Annotated in this window: 14 protein-coding genes; 6 read left to right on the top strand and 8 right to left on the bottom strand. The window is 66.2% G+C overall.

Annotated features, from left to right (window positions below; genetic code table 11):
- Nucleotide 1: 1 nt before the first annotated feature.
- Genes HL666_RS03025 through HL666_RS03045 form a run of 5 tightly spaced genes read right to left on the bottom strand, consistent with a single transcriptional unit; the run spans nt 2 to nt 3,968 of the window.
- Nucleotides 2-769, bottom strand: coding sequence for an ABC transporter permease (locus tag HL666_RS03025; protein ID WP_172110880.1), 768 nt, complete (start codon nt 767-769; stop codon nt 2-4).
- On the bottom strand, nt 766-1,533 hold the full coding sequence (locus tag HL666_RS03030; protein WP_172179820.1) for an ABC transporter permease: 768 nt from the start codon (nt 1,531-1,533) through the stop codon (nt 766-768). The genes HL666_RS03025 and HL666_RS03030 overlap by 4 nt, the downstream gene beginning before the upstream one ends.
- Nucleotides 1,530-2,333 carry an ABC transporter ATP-binding protein gene (locus HL666_RS03035; protein WP_172131798.1) on the bottom strand — a complete coding sequence of 268 codons (804 nt, stop codon included), beginning with the start codon at nt 2,331-2,333 and terminating at the stop codon, nt 1,530-1,532. Before HL666_RS03035 ends, HL666_RS03030 begins: the two co-directional genes overlap by 4 nt.
- A gap of 1 nt (nt 2,334) precedes the next feature.
- Nucleotides 2,335-3,033 carry a GntR family transcriptional regulator gene (locus HL666_RS03040; RefSeq protein WP_172179822.1) on the bottom strand — a complete coding sequence of 233 codons (699 nt, stop codon included), beginning with the start codon at nt 3,031-3,033 and terminating at the stop codon, nt 2,335-2,337.
- Nucleotides 3,033-3,968 (bottom strand): ABC transporter substrate-binding protein, encoded by a 936-nt coding sequence (locus HL666_RS03045; protein WP_172179824.1) that lies wholly within the window; start codon nt 3,966-3,968, stop codon nt 3,033-3,035. Before HL666_RS03045 ends, HL666_RS03040 begins: the two co-directional genes overlap by 1 nt.
- Before the next feature lie 98 nt (nt 3,969-4,066).
- Between HL666_RS03045 and HL666_RS03050 the strand changes: the two genes are divergently transcribed.
- Both HL666_RS03050 and HL666_RS03055 read left to right on the top strand, forming a co-directional pair.
- Nucleotides 4,067-5,056 (top strand): fumarylacetoacetate hydrolase family protein, encoded by a 990-nt coding sequence (locus HL666_RS03050; RefSeq protein WP_172131801.1) that lies wholly within the window; start codon nt 4,067-4,069, stop codon nt 5,054-5,056.
- Nucleotides 5,057-5,105: 49 nt separating this feature from the next.
- Nucleotides 5,106-5,882 carry a cyclase family protein gene (locus tag HL666_RS03055; protein WP_172110874.1) on the top strand — a complete coding sequence of 259 codons (777 nt, stop codon included), beginning with the start codon at nt 5,106-5,108 and terminating at the stop codon, nt 5,880-5,882.
- Between the two features lie 133 nt (nt 5,883-6,015).
- On the opposite strand, the gene HL666_RS03060 is transcribed toward HL666_RS03055, so the two are convergent.
- Nucleotides 6,016-6,630 (bottom strand): SOUL family heme-binding protein, encoded by a 615-nt coding sequence (locus HL666_RS03060; protein WP_172179826.1) that lies wholly within the window; start codon nt 6,628-6,630, stop codon nt 6,016-6,018.
- Between the two features lie 990 nt (nt 6,631-7,620).
- On the bottom strand, nt 7,621-9,066 hold the full coding sequence (locus tag HL666_RS03065; RefSeq protein WP_172179828.1) for a helix-turn-helix domain-containing protein: 1,446 nt from the start codon (nt 9,064-9,066) through the stop codon (nt 7,621-7,623).
- A 195-nt stretch (nt 9,067-9,261) separates the two neighbouring features.
- Between HL666_RS03065 and HL666_RS03070 the strand changes: the two genes are divergently transcribed.
- The gene (locus HL666_RS03070) at nt 9,262-9,468 is read left to right on the top strand and encodes a DUF4170 domain-containing protein (RefSeq protein WP_006612464.1); all 207 of its coding nucleotides are present in this window, start codon (nt 9,262-9,264) and stop codon (nt 9,466-9,468) included.
- A 254-nt stretch (nt 9,469-9,722) separates the two neighbouring features.
- Nucleotides 9,723-10,274 (top strand): hypothetical protein, encoded by a 552-nt coding sequence (locus tag HL666_RS03075; RefSeq protein ID WP_172131804.1) that lies wholly within the window; start codon nt 9,723-9,725, stop codon nt 10,272-10,274.
- Between the two features lie 59 nt (nt 10,275-10,333).
- Here the strand turns inward: HL666_RS03075 and HL666_RS03080 are convergent, their stop codons facing one another.
- The gene (locus HL666_RS03080) at nt 10,334-11,218 is read right to left on the bottom strand and encodes a metallophosphoesterase family protein (protein WP_172179830.1); all 885 of its coding nucleotides are present in this window, start codon (nt 11,216-11,218) and stop codon (nt 10,334-10,336) included.
- A 124-nt stretch (nt 11,219-11,342) separates the two neighbouring features.
- Between HL666_RS03080 and HL666_RS03085 the strand changes: the two genes are divergently transcribed.
- Nucleotides 11,343-11,867 carry an NUDIX domain-containing protein gene (locus tag HL666_RS03085; protein WP_210261698.1) on the top strand — a complete coding sequence of 175 codons (525 nt, stop codon included), beginning with the start codon at nt 11,343-11,345 and terminating at the stop codon, nt 11,865-11,867.
- A gap of 48 nt (nt 11,868-11,915) precedes the next feature.
- Nucleotides 11,916-12,848, top strand: coding sequence for a glycosyltransferase family 2 protein (locus HL666_RS03090; RefSeq protein WP_172110869.1), 933 nt, complete (start codon nt 11,916-11,918; stop codon nt 12,846-12,848).
- Nucleotides 12,849-12,943 lie beyond the last annotated feature (95 nt).

The following is a 12,943-nucleotide window of genomic DNA, read 5'->3' on the forward strand; positions in this document are numbered from 1 at the left end:
GTTATCGTCGCGCGGCCTGCCAGCGCAGCAGCCGGCTTTCCGCCGCGTCCATCGCGAGCGCGGTGACGTAGCCGATCACGCCGAGCAGCATCACGCCGGCGAACAGGTCGGCGGAGCGGAACGAGCGCGCCGATAGCAGCACCCATTGGCCGAGGCCGTCGAGTCCGGCGAGCATCTCGCAGACGACGGCGAGGATCAGAGCGACGGTCAGGCTCAGCCGCATGCCGGCGAGAATGTCGGGGGCCGCCGACGGCAGCGCGATCTTGAAGATGACAGCGAGCCGCGACATATGCAGCACTCGCGCGACCTCGTAGAGCCGCGGCTCGACCGCGGCGAAGCCGTGGATGGTCCCGAGCAGCATCGGCCATAGCGAGCCGAACGCGATCACGGCCAGCGCCATGCCCTGGCTCAGGCCGAGCGCGGCGATGGCGACCGGAATGATGGCCGAGACCGGCAGCGGCCGCAGCAGCTCCAGGGTCGGCGCGACATAGGCGCGCATCGTCTTGGATGAGCCGATCATCGCACCGAGCGCGACGCCCACGATCGAGGCGAGCAGCCAGCCATAGGCCATGTGCGTCAGGGTGCCCGCGAGCTTCGTCAGCAGATCGCCGGAAGTGAAGCCGCGCATCAGCGAGGCCCAGGCGCGATCGGGACCGGGCAGAAACACCGGCGATATCAGGCGCTGATCGGCCGCGAATTGCCACAGCGTGATCAATCCTGCGGCGACGGCGAAGCTGGCAAGGCGCCATCCGAGGACCGACCATTTCATGCGCCGTCTCCGATCAGGGCCGCACGGCCGAACAGCGTCGTCTGCGCGGCCATCAGAGCGGTGTTGAGCACGAAGCCGGTGACGCCGATCCACACCAGATAGGCCAGCATCAGGTCCGGCCGCAGCGCCTGCTGCGCGGTCATGATGCCGGCGCCGAGGCCGAGCGGGTTGATCGCGATCTCCACCGTGACGGCGACGATCAGCGCGATGCCGGCGGCGAGCCGGAAGGCGAGAAAGATGCGGGGCAGGGCGGCGGGAATGACGATCTTCCTGATGCGGTCGAGCTGCGTCAGCCGCAGCACGCGCGCCACCTCGATCAGCCGCGGCTCGATGCCGCCGACCGCGGAGCGTGTCATGATCAGCACCGGCCAGACGCAGGCGAAGCTGACGATCGTGATCTCCATGCGGTAGCCGAAGCCGAGCGCGATCAGCGCGATCGGCAGCAGCGCCACCGACGGGATCGGCCTGACCGCCTCGATCGTGACCTCCATCAGCCGGTCGAGGATGTGCGAGAGGCCGAGCGCGAGGCCGAGCATGAGTCCGATGGCGCCGCCGAGCGCGAGCCCGGCAAATGCCGAGGCCAGCGTGTCGCGCGTCGCCGTCAGCAGCGAGCCGTCGGTCAGCGCGCCCGCAAGCGCAAGCGCGACCGCGCTCGGCGGCGCCAGCGAATCGCTCTGCACCGCCGCAAGTCGCATCCAGGCCTCGAATGCGAGCAATGCTGCGAGCGGCAGCAGCAGCGGCTTGACGCGCTCCGGCATGCTCACTCGCTCGCCTTGATGAAGTCGAACAGCGCGCGGCGCAGCCGCAGGAATTCCGGCTGCTCGCGCGTCGCCAGCTGGTCGCGCGGCCGCGGCAGGTCGATGGTCAACTCCAGGCCGACGCGGCCGGGATGCGGCAGCAGGCCGACGACGCGGTCGCCGAGATAGATCGCTTCTTCCAGATCATGCGTGACGAACACGACGGTGGCGCCGGTCGAGGCGACCAGCGCCAGCATCTCGTCCTGCAGGCCCTGCCGCGTCATCGCGTCGAGCGCGCCGAACGGTTCGTCCATCAGCAGCACTTTTGGATCCTGGGCGAGGCAGCGCGCGATCTGCAGCCGCTGCTGCATGCCGCCGGACATCTCCGTCGGATATTTGGCGGCATGCCCGGCGAGCCCGACCTTGGCCAGCAGCTCGGCAGCGCGCGCCTCGCGCTGATGCGCGCGCATGCCGATGGTCTCGAGCGCCAGCGAGATGTTGCCGGCTGCGGTGCGCCATGGCAGCAGCGCCTTGCCGTAGTCCTGGAATACGACCGCGATCTCGCGGCGGGGCGCGCGCATCGGCTCGCCCTCGAAGCGCACGCTGCCGCCGGTTGGCTGATACAGCCCGGCCGCGAGCCGCAGCGCCGTGGTCTTGCCGCAGCCGGAGGCGCCGACCACACACAGGATCTCGCCGGCCGCGACCTCCAGGCTGATCGTGTCGATGATGGCCTTGCCGCCGAGGGTCAGCGCGACATTGTCGAACGCGATTTGCGCGCGCGCAGGCGAGGGAGACGATTGCACCAAAGCGAGGGCGGGCTCTGCCATCTCAGGCTCCCTTCGATTGCGGATAGACGATGTTGATCGTCGAGCGCAGATGCGACTCGAGCCGCGCCTGGGCGGCTGCGGCGTCGCGCGCGAGTACCAGCTCCGCCAGCGCCTCGTGCTCCCCGATGAAGCCGCTGCCGTCGTCGAAGCTGCGCATCATGACGCGGCGATAGCGATAGGCCTGGTCGTAGAGATCGGAATGCGCGGCGAGCAGGCGGCGTGATCCGCAGGCCTCCAGCAAGGCGGTATGGAACGCCTTGTGCAGCCGGTCGAACTCCGGCGCGCCCTCGCGAAACTCGTTCTGCATGCGCTGGATGTAACGACGCATCTGATGCAGCGCGGCGATGATGCGGGCCTCCCAGGCATCGCTGCCGTTCTGCATCGCGAGCCGCAGCGCCTCCTTCTCCACCACGGTGCGCATCCGCGTGATGTCGACGAGATCGTCGCGACTGACCTCGGCGACACGAAAGCCGCGCTGGCCGATGCTGTTGATCAGGCCGCGCGACACCAGCCGCGACAGCCCCTCGCGCAGCGGCGTCGGCCCGATCTCGTAGCGCTTGGCGAGCTCGACGATGCCGAGCCGCGAGCCGGGGGCGAGCGTGCCCGCGACGATGTCGCGCTCGATCAGCGCGGCGGCGCGCTCGCTCAGCGTGTCGCCGCTCGTCGTCTCGGTCTGCAGAATCGGGGTCGGTGCCGTCATCAGTTGAGGATCAGCTTCTTGAGGTCGAGCTTGCTCTGTAGCATCTTCTGCGCCGCCATGACGTCGATCCACCAGGCGAGCTGCTCCGGCTTCAGCACCGGCTCCGCGCGGTTCGGCGTTGTCAGCTTGACCAGGTCGAGCGGCTGCTTGGTGAACTTGGCGATCGCTGCCGAGGCCTTCTCGCGATCGTTGTTGACGATCGGGGCCGCCTCGGTGATGGCCGCGCGGAATTTCTTCACCGTCTCGGGATTCTTTTCCGCCCATTCGCGCGACGCCGCATAGAAGATGATCGGCTCGGTACGCGCGAGCTCGGCGGCATAACGTGCGCCGACGGTGCCGAGATTGGCGTTCGTCATGCGCATCACGAACGGCTCGGCGGTCAGCACCGCGTCGACGCCGCCGGATTTGATGGTGTCGGCCATGGTCGGGAACGTCACCTCGACGAAGTTCACGCTTTTGGGGTCGACGCCCTTCTCGACCAACCATTTCACGAACAGCACGTGCAGGAAGGCGCCGATGCCGGGCGCGCCGACCTTCTTGCCCTTGAAGTCCTGCGGGCTGGTGATGGTGACACCATTGCGCACGAAGGCGGCGATGGCATCGTTCGAGATCTTGTTCATGATCGAGGCGCCGGAGACCGCGACGAGGTCGAGCCCGCCGTCGGCCGCCTGCAGGAACACCGTCGAGGTCGGCCCGCCGATCTGGATCGAGTTGGAGAGGATGGCGGCGGGAATGTTCGAGTTGATCCCGATCAGCACCATCTCGGCGTCGAGGCCGTGCTTCTTGAAGAGGCCCTCGTCGACCGCAATCATCGCCGAGGCGCAGTCGGAGGTCGCGGTGCAGCCGATCTGGATCTTCTCGGCCTGAGCCGCCGTGGATGTCAGCGCAAACGTCAGCACCGCGCCGACAACAGCATCCATGAGCCGATGACGCATCGTTGACCCCTCCCTGGGCGTCCAGTCGCGGACGCCTCTTGTTTATCGATATTTTGTATGTTTGTATATTTTCAGACAGAACACAAGGGGAGGACGGCGTGAAGCTTGCGACATTTCGAGCCGAGGGCGGCGAGCGGATCGGCATCGTGCACGCCGGCGATTCCAGGCTTTTCGACCTCGCCGGGGCGGCTGATCGTGCCGGCCGGGCCAATCCGGCCTTCGCCTCGATGCTATCGCTGATCGATGCCGGCGAGGCGGGGCTCGACGCCGCGCGGGCGCTGTTCGAGAGGTTCGGAAGTGATGCGGACCTGTCGCGCGACGTCGCCGGTACGGAGCTGCTCGCCCCGGTGCCGGAGCCGCGGCAGATGCGCGACGGCATGTCGTTTCCGCTCCACATCCTGCAGGCGCCGCGGGGGCAGCGGAAGCTTGCAGCACGCCAGCGCGGCGATACCGACGAGCTCGCGCGCATCGATGCCGAGCCGCTCGGCGACTTGCCCGAGGTCTACCGCAAGGTCCCGATCTTCTACATCACCAACCGCTTCAGCGTGCGCGGCCCCAACACGGTCGTGAAATGGCCGCGCTACAGCAAGGTGATGGATTACGAGCTGGAGTTCGGCATCATCACCAAGGGGCGGGGCAAGGACATTCCGGCGGCAACGGCGCGCGACCACATCTTCGGCTTCACCATCTTCAACGACTTCTCCGCGCGCGACACCCAGCGCATCGAGATGGACGGCCGCCTCGGCCCGTCCAAGGGCAAGAGCTTCGACGGCGGCAATGTCATGGGTCCCTGGATCGTGACGCCCGACGAGATCGGCGATCCCTATCGGCTGAAGATGGAGGCGCGCGTCAATGGCGAGGTCCGCTCGCGCGGCGTCAGCGAGGGCATGCTGTTCCCGTTCGAGGAGCTGATCGCCTATATCAGCAAGGACGAGACCTTGATGCCGGGCGAGTTCATCGGCTCCGGCACCGTCGGCAATGGCTGCGGCCTTGAGCTCGGCTGGTATCTCGAGCATGGCGACGTGATCGAGCTCGAGGTCGAGAAGATCGGCATCCTGAAGAACAAGGTCGAGCGGCAGGACGTTTGATCCTGCCGGCGATCACAACAACGAAAACGACAAACCGAGAGGACCGCCCATGGCCCGCAAGCTGATCGACATTTCGGTACCGCTGCAGAACGACGTGCCGGCCGATCCGCCCGGCGCACATCCGACCATCCAGTACATCGATCATCAGCAGGGGCTGCCGCGCATGTTGCAGTTCTTCGACGGGCTGAAGGCCGAGGATCTGCCGGACGGGCAGGGCTGGGCGGTCGAGCAGGTCAATCTGTCGACGCATAACGGCACGCATCTCGACGCGCCCTGGCACTTTCATCCGACGATGAACCGCGGCGAGCGCGCCTGGACCATCGACGAGGTGCCGCTGGAATGGTGCCTGCAGCCCGGCGTGAAGCTCGACTTCCGGCATTTTCCCGACGGCTATGTCGTGACCGCCAAGGACGTCGAGGCGGAGCTGAAGCGCATCGGCCACACGCTGTCGCCGCTCGAGATCGTCGTCGTCAATACCTCCGCCGGCGCGCGCTTCGGCCAGGCCAACTACGTCAATTCCGGCTGCGGCATGGGCTATGAGGCGACGATGTATCTCCTGGAACGCGGCGTGCGCCTGACGGGCACCGACGGCTGGAGCTGGGACGCGCCGTTCGTGTTCACCGCGCAGAAATATGCCGAGACCCACGACGCGGCCTTGATCTGGGAAGGCCACAAGGCCGGCCGCCATATCGGCTATTGCCATCTGGAGAAGCTGCACAATCTGGAGCAGTTGCCGTCGACGGGATTCACGGTCTCGTGCTTCCCGGTAAAGATCGAGCGCGCCTCAGCCGGATGGACGCGCGCGGTCGCGATCGTCGAGGGGTGAGGAGGCGATGGCATCTGACTTGGGCGGGACAAGCCCGGGCATGGCGGCATGACGACTGAGAAGCGTGCCGTGGTAACTTAGGGAGAGATCAGTGGCCTAGCACGCTGCCAAGATGAGAGGCGACCGGGAGAAGCTAGCAATCACACGCCAGCATCACCTCGTTCCGGCGCAGCATCGGCAGAGTCCAGGGTGGGTTGTAGAACGCGAGCAGGGGCGCGCCGGTGACGGTCAGTCCCTGGCGCTGCGCGTAGTCGCGCAGCTCGCGGGTCTTGTCGGCGAGAATTCCGTCGGAATACGAGCCCGAGAAGGTGAGCGCGACCATACGCTGGGCCGGCACGGGGGTGAGCTTGATCCTGCCGTCTGCGGGCGGCGGCAGCGTATCCAGCGTCCAGCTCGACGGCATGACGAAGCTGACGCTCCAGCGATCGCTTCCGGTCTCATTGCCTGCCGGTGTCAGCACTGTCGCCTGTTGCTGCACCGGCGCGGTCATCGCGATCTTGGCCTTGCCCTGGTTGGCGCCGAAGATGTAGCCGCCGATGATGCGAAAGCCTTCTTCGATCGCCGGCTTGCGTGCACCTTGCACCTCGGCCTGCGCGATGATCATCGGCGCATAGGCGCGGATCTCGAATGCACCGTCGCGCTTCACCACGTCATATCTCGGATGTTCGACCCGGCTCATGATCGGCCCTGCGGCGATGGCGGCACCGGCCAGGGCGAGCACGACGAGGCCAATCGACCAGACCAGCATGCGGCGTCTCCTCGATGTTGGCCTCTCGGTCATGGCGGTGGTCCGTCAGGTTGGTACCTACGACGAAACGAGGACGAGGGGCCAGCGGATCAGGTCGTAAGGTTCGTCCGCGCCATCCTTCGAGGCGTCCGCCGCTTGCGAGCAGCAGGCGACCCGACGGGCGACTCAGTGGAAGCGCGAGGATCAAGTGCACCGCTGAGCCGCCAACGGCCCGGCCCCGCGACACCGCATCGGTGACTGCACCGAAAGCGAGAATTCCGTAGCGTCCTCAGCGCGATCACCTCTGTCCAGATGCCGCTGCAAATATTTCCTTGTTTCGCTTTTACGGAAATCGTGCTTTCCTTCCTGCATCCCGCCTCATGCAGAGGGACGTACGCGTCGTCACGATACGGAGAGGCGGGGAGCGGTGGCCGCGGGTCTGTCAGGCGCAGTTGCGCAAGACGAATGGCAATTCGCGGACGTTCAAGCCGTGTGGTCCTGGTGCCCCGAAGCTGGCGCCAAGCTCGTTGCCGACCTGACGTGTCGCGCGGGCGACGGGGGCAATCAAGCCGGTCCCCGGGGAGAGCGCGGAGCAGACGTTAAGACCATCGCGCAGGGAAGGCCGGGATGTTCCAGCCGAACCTGTGGTTCCTGCCCCGTGCATTTCTTTCGCACGGGGGCCATGGGGGCGGCGGGCTCCCGGTCTTCCCTGCGCCCTCTGTTCGAAGAGGGCGAGCTGATAGCAAAGCTCGGGTGCAGATGCGCCGCGAGAAAGTGGCTGCATGGTCTCCGCACCAAGTCTCTGCGCGTCATAAGTCTCCGCACCGCGCGTCTCTTCGTCGGCGCGGTGTTCTCGCAATGACGTGGAGAGGGCGGTGCAACACACTCGCTGTCATTCCGGGGCGCGCGTAGCGCGCCCCCGGAATCCATCGGGCCGCGGCCTGTGTCGTGAAATGGATTGCGGGCTCGCGCTGCGCGCGCCCCGGAATGACGGAGGAGAGCGTGGGCGTCTCACAGCTCCCTTGCATTGCTGAACGCGAACGAGCTGACGCGGCGCGTGGTCTCGTCCAGGATCAGCGTGCGCGTGATCGGCGGCTCGGCGCGCTGGGCGCAGTTTTCGCGCTCGCAGAGCCGGCAGTTGACGCCGATGGGCGTGCCTTCGGCCGTCTCCAGGTCCATGCCGGCGGCATAGACGAGGCGCGAGGCGTGACGGATCTCGCAGCCCAGGCCGATCGCAAAGCGCGGCTGCGGCATCGGGTGCGGCGCGACCGGGCGCCGGACCATCTGGGCGATCGAGAAATAGCGCGAGCCGTCCGGCAGTTCGATGATCTGCTTCAGCAGGCGGTCGGGGGTGTCGAAGGTCGAATGGACGTTCCACAGCGGACAGGTGCCGCCGAACTTCGAGAACGGGAAGGTGCCCGAGGAGAAGCGCTTGGAGACGTTGCCGGCGCTGTCGACGCGCAGCATGAAGAACGGAACGCCGCGCGCGTTCGGGCGCGACAAGGTGGTGAGGCGGTGACACACCTGCTCGAAGCCGGTGTTGAAGCGCTGCGCGAGCACGTTGATGTCGTAGCTCAGCGCTTCCGCCGCGGCGAGGAACGGCGCATAGGGCATCATCACGGCGGCGGCGAAGTAGCTCGCCAGCGTCATGCGATAGAGCCGGCGCGAGGTGTCGTCGATCGCGCCGGCGCGGCCGATGATGATCTCGAATTGCGGCAGGCACTCCGCCATGCCGAGCTGGAATGCGAGCTGGAAGGTGCGCCCGGGACCGTCGACGAGTTCGGAGATCAGCAGCTGGCGGCGGTGGCGGTCGTAACGGCGCAAGGTCTCGCGCATCACGTCGACCGGCATCACGCGGGTCTGCACCGAATGTTTCTCGCGCAGCCGTGCGGCGAGCGCGGCAAAGAGTCCTTCCGCCGGCACGTCGAGCGCGTCGCGCAGGGCCTCGGCCTGCTGCTCGAGTTCGGGAAAATAGTTCCGGTTGGCCTCGATCAGGTCGCGCACCCGCTCGATCGGATTGGCCTCGAAATGTCCGCCTGCATTGCGGTCTGCCATCTGCGCCGCCACCAGGGTCTCGCCGCGCCGCGCCTCGGCGTAAGCCGCGTACAGCCGCTGCAGCGCGTGGGTGACCCCTGGGCAGAGCTCGGCGAGGTCGCGCAGCTCCTGCTTGGGCAGCTCGATCTGGCGGAACAGCGGGTCGGAGAAGATCTCGTTGAGCTCGGCGAAGAAGCGGTCCTCGTCGGCGGTGGCGAGGTCGCGCAGATCGAGGTCATAGACCTCTGCCAGCCGCAGCAGGATCTGGGCGCTCACCGGTCGCTGGTTGCGCTCGATCAGGTTGACGTAGCTCGGCGAGATGCCGAGCCCCTCGGCCAATTGAGTTTGCGACAGGCCCAGCTGCTGGCGGATGCGGCGGAAGCGCGGCCCGACGAACAGCTTCTTTCCGGATTCACCGGGCATGGCGATCTCCCGCAGGCCGACCGGCCCTGGATTTGTGACAAAATTTACAAAATGACATTTATGACAAGTGATGATGTTACATGACATCACCATTCGAAAACAAGGCCTCTATACGAAGCTGCCGGTTTCGCGTTTATCTCTGGTCACGCAAATCGCAATGCACTGTCAAAGTTGTGACGGTTGAAGGAGGGTCCCATGACCAGCAATTTCTGGGTGATCGGCGGCGAGTTCGGCTCGATGAATTTCCACAAGCTGGTGGAAGGATCGGCCCAGGTGAAGGGGCCGTTCAAGTCGCGCAAGGAGGCCGAGGATTGCTGGCGCGAGGTGTCCGAGGAGAACCGCCACAAGGCCGGCGTGCGCTTCTCGATCGTCGAGGAGCCGCAGCGCGCGCCGGCGGCCTGACCGCCGATCGGGAATGCATCGCCGGGTATTTGAATAAAGCTCGAGGAAGAGCCCAAGGACGGGGCGGTCTCAGCCGGGTCATACCGGAGGGGGCCGCCCACGTCCGTTTTGCAACCATCATTTGAGTGCCGCTGATTATCTCAGCGTGCGTATAACCCTTTGAAGGCAAATGGGGTTTGCGGAATACTGGGTTACTGATAGGTTAATCGGAGAAATCCTGGCGAAACCAGGGCCGAACCGTGAAAGCGTCAGCGATGTCCGAGGCCCCCGACAGCAGCACCGAACCGCGTCCCGTGCGTCTGCGCGAGGCGCTGCGCCAGGCCCGGATCGAGGCCGCAGACCGAACGGGCGTCGTGGTCGATCTGCGCGATGCCGAGGTGGCGCGGCTCGAGATTCTCAACGAGGCGCTCGATCCGCTGTTCGCCGAAGTGCCGAACCAGATCGATCTGTTCGATCGCGGCATCAGCCAGGGCGAGACGCCGCGGCTGTGGATCGACGTCGTCGCTCATGTCGTGATGGGGCGCGACAAGCGGCAGTATCGCTTCGTCCAGGACACCCGCAACGGCCGCATCGTGCTCGCCGAATCGCACGACATCGGTGCGATCGTGAAGGCGGTGACCGACTACGTCGCCCGCCGCATGGTCGAGCGCGAACGCGCCTTCAGCGTTACCCGCATCCAGGCTCAGGCGAGCAGCGAGGTGCCAAAGCGCGGGCGAGTCTGGCCGTTCGTGCTCGGCTTCGTGCTCGGGGTGCTGTCGCTGTTCGGCTACGCGCTCTACGAGAGCCTGAAGCCGATCAGTTTCTGACGCATGGTCCGGAAAAGTGGGGACCGGTTTTCCGATCGGATCATGCGCAAACAAAAAGATCAGATCAGGCGAATCTGGCGGATCTCGCGCACGCGCTGCGCATCGTTGACGCCGCGCACGGTCATGTCGCAGCGCCAATGATTGCCCTCAGGCGCAATGGCGAAGATGTTGTAGGCCGCAGCCGGGGTGTGGCCATGCGCGAGCGAGGACGCAGAGGGCACACCGACAACCGGAATCTTGCGCTCCGGCCCGTCGATCCAGATGGTCGAATGCACATGATCGTGGCCGTGCAGGACCAGTTCGACGCCGTGGCGCGCGAGCAGCGCGATGAGGTCGCGGGCGTCGGTGAGCCGCTTCATCCGATTGGCCGACCGCAGCGGATGATGCACCAGCAGCACGCGGAACAGCTGCTCACGCGCCAGCGGTTCCAGCAGTCGTTCCAATGCTGCGAGCTGGGCGCTGCCGATCCGGCCCGTCGCCATGAACGGGGCCGACGGCACGGCCGAGGAGAGGCTGATCAGCGCCAGCGGCCCGCGCCGGCGCAGCGACGGGAAGCTCGCCGGGCTGACGCCGTCGCCGCCGAAATAATCGGCGAAGCTCTCGGCGAAGCGCAGCCGGGTCGAGCGGACATAGGCGTCGTGATTGCCGGGAATCGCGGTGACCTTGTCCGGCGGCCCGACCGTCCGGAGCCAGGCCTGGGCGAGCGGAAACTCCGATTCCAGCGCGAAATTGACGAGGTCGCCGGTGACCGCGATCTGGTCCGGCATCTGCGTGTGCAGATCGGAGATCAGCAGATCGAGAATGTCGCGGCGGTGATATTTGTAGCGGTTGCGCGTCCAGTTGAGATAGCCGAGCGCCCGCTTGCTCGCGAGCTCCGACAATCGCGGCCGCGATTGCGGGGCGAGATGCGGGTCGGACAGATGGGCAAGCGTAAACGCGGCCATCACTGGTCCCGGCGCCGATGGCGGATGCGTGCGCGCTCAGCTGTCATGTCATGCTATTCCTCATGCTGGCGCTCTCATGGCAAGCCCGGCCTTCGAGCGCAAGACCAACCGGGGATGACGCGATTTGACGACAACACAGCTCAGCAGGTTGCGGATCCGGTTCGAGCCGGTGCTCCGGCGCGGATTCCACCTCTATTGGCGCTTCGCCCGCGGCATGACGCTCGGCGTCCGCGGCGTGGTGCTGGATGCCGAGAACCGGGTGTTCCTGGTCCGGCACGGCTATGTGTCGGGCTGGCACCTGCCGGGCGGCGGGGTCGAGGTCGGCGAGACCTTCATCGAGGCCCTGAGCCGGGAGCTGCTCGAGGAGGGACGGATCGCGCTCGCAGGCGAGCCGGAACTGCACGGCATCTTCCTCAACAGCCACGTCTCGCCGCGCGACCACGTCGCCGTCTTCGTTATCAAGGGGTTTACGCAGGACCGCCCGCCGGAGCCGAACCACGAGATCGTCGAGACCGGCTTTTTCGCGCGCGATGCGCTGCCGGAAGGCATCACATTGGGCACGCTGGCCCGCCTGCGCGAGGTGCTGGACGGCGTTAAGGTCATTCCCACCTGGCGGCCCGAACAGCCCGTGGCGGCCCGCTCATTATGAGATTCTGCACCGAATGCGGGCAATCTCCCGGCCATGGGAGACGGGTCAATGAGTTCACCATCGATGCGGATCGCCGTGCTGGTGCCCTGCTACAATGAGGAGGCGGCGGTCGCGACCGTGGTCCGCGACTTCAAGCAGGCGCTGCCGACGGCTGTCGTCTATGTCTACGACAACAATTCGAAGGATCGGACGGTCGAGGTCGCCCGCGCCGCCGGTGCCGAGGTCCGCGGCGAGCGGCGGCAGGGCAAGGGTCACGTCGTCCGGCGCATGTTTGCCGATATCGATGCCGACATCTACGTGCTGGTCGACGGCGATGCGACCTATGATGCGCCGAGCGCGCCCGGCATGATCGAGCGGCTCGTCAGCGAACGTCTCGACATGGTGGTGGGGCTGCGGGTCGACCAGGAGCAGGCCGCCTACCGGATGGGCCATCGCACCGGCAATTGGATGCTGACGAGCTTCCTCGCCGAAGTGTTCGGTCAGGCCTTCAAGGACATCCTGTCGGGCTACCGCGTGTTCTCGCGCCGCTTCGTGAAGTCCTTCCCCGTGCTGTCCGACGGTTTCGAGATCGAGACCGAGCTCACCGTGCACGCGCTGGAGCTGGCACTGCCGGTGGCGGAGATCGCGACGCCGTATTACGCGCGGCCGGAGGGGTCCGTGTCCAAGCTCAACACCTGGCGCGACGGCTTCCGCATTCTCAACACCATCCTCAAGTTGTACCGCTCGGAGAAGCCGCTGCGCTTCTTCACCGCGATCGGCATCTTCCTCGCGCTCATCTCGATCGGCTTCGCCATCCCGATCCTCGTCACCTACATCGAGACCGGGCTGGTGCCGCGGCTGCCGACCGCAGTGCTGTCGATGGGCCTGATGATCATGGCGCTGCTGTCGGCGTCATCAGGGCTGGTGCTCGACACCGTCACGCGAGGGCGGCGCGAGATGAAGCTGCTGGCCTATTTGTCACAATCACCGGTGGGAGGCTGACGGCGGGATTGCAAGGGAGGCATCGCGGGACCGAAACTTGTGTCCGCCGGCCGTTCCGGCCATGGTCCGGGCTGGTCCACGTCAACGAGAACCTC

Source organism: Bradyrhizobium aeschynomenes, from assembly GCF_013178945.1.
Taxonomy (GTDB): domain Bacteria; phylum Pseudomonadota; class Alphaproteobacteria; order Rhizobiales; family Xanthobacteraceae; genus Bradyrhizobium; species Bradyrhizobium aeschynomenes.

Excerpts from the sequence above, each read along its gene's own strand:
- HL666_RS03065 (WP_172179828.1), bottom strand. The coding sequence starts at position 9,066 with ATGCCCGGTGAATCCGGAAAGAAGCTGTTCGTCGGGCCGCGCTTCCGC.
- HL666_RS03045 (WP_172179824.1), bottom strand. The coding sequence starts at position 3,968 with ATGCGTCATCGGCTCATGGATGCTGTTGTCGGCGCGGTGCTGACGTTT.
- HL666_RS03060 (WP_172179826.1), bottom strand. The coding sequence starts at position 6,630 with ATGCTGGTCTGGTCGATTGGCCTCGTCGTGCTCGCCCTGGCCGGTGCC.
- HL666_RS03035 (WP_172131798.1), bottom strand. The coding sequence starts at position 2,333 with ATGGCAGAGCCCGCCCTCGCTTTGGTGCAATCGTCTCCCTCGCCTGCG.
- HL666_RS03055 (WP_172110874.1), top strand. The coding sequence starts at position 5,106 with ATGGCCCGCAAGCTGATCGACATTTCGGTACCGCTGCAGAACGACGTG.
- HL666_RS03070 (WP_006612464.1), top strand. The coding sequence starts at position 9,262 with ATGACCAGCAATTTCTGGGTGATCGGCGGCGAGTTCGGCTCGATGAAT.
- HL666_RS03075 (WP_172131804.1), top strand. The coding sequence starts at position 9,723 with ATGTCCGAGGCCCCCGACAGCAGCACCGAACCGCGTCCCGTGCGTCTG.
- HL666_RS03025 (WP_172110880.1), bottom strand. The coding sequence starts at position 769 with ATGAAATGGTCGGTCCTCGGATGGCGCCTTGCCAGCTTCGCCGTCGCC.
- HL666_RS03040 (WP_172179822.1), bottom strand. The coding sequence starts at position 3,033 with ATGACGGCACCGACCCCGATTCTGCAGACCGAGACGACGAGCGGCGAC.
- HL666_RS03080 (WP_172179830.1), bottom strand. The coding sequence starts at position 11,218 with ATGGCCGCGTTTACGCTTGCCCATCTGTCCGACCCGCATCTCGCCCCG.
- HL666_RS03090 (WP_172110869.1), top strand. The coding sequence starts at position 11,916 with ATGAGTTCACCATCGATGCGGATCGCCGTGCTGGTGCCCTGCTACAAT.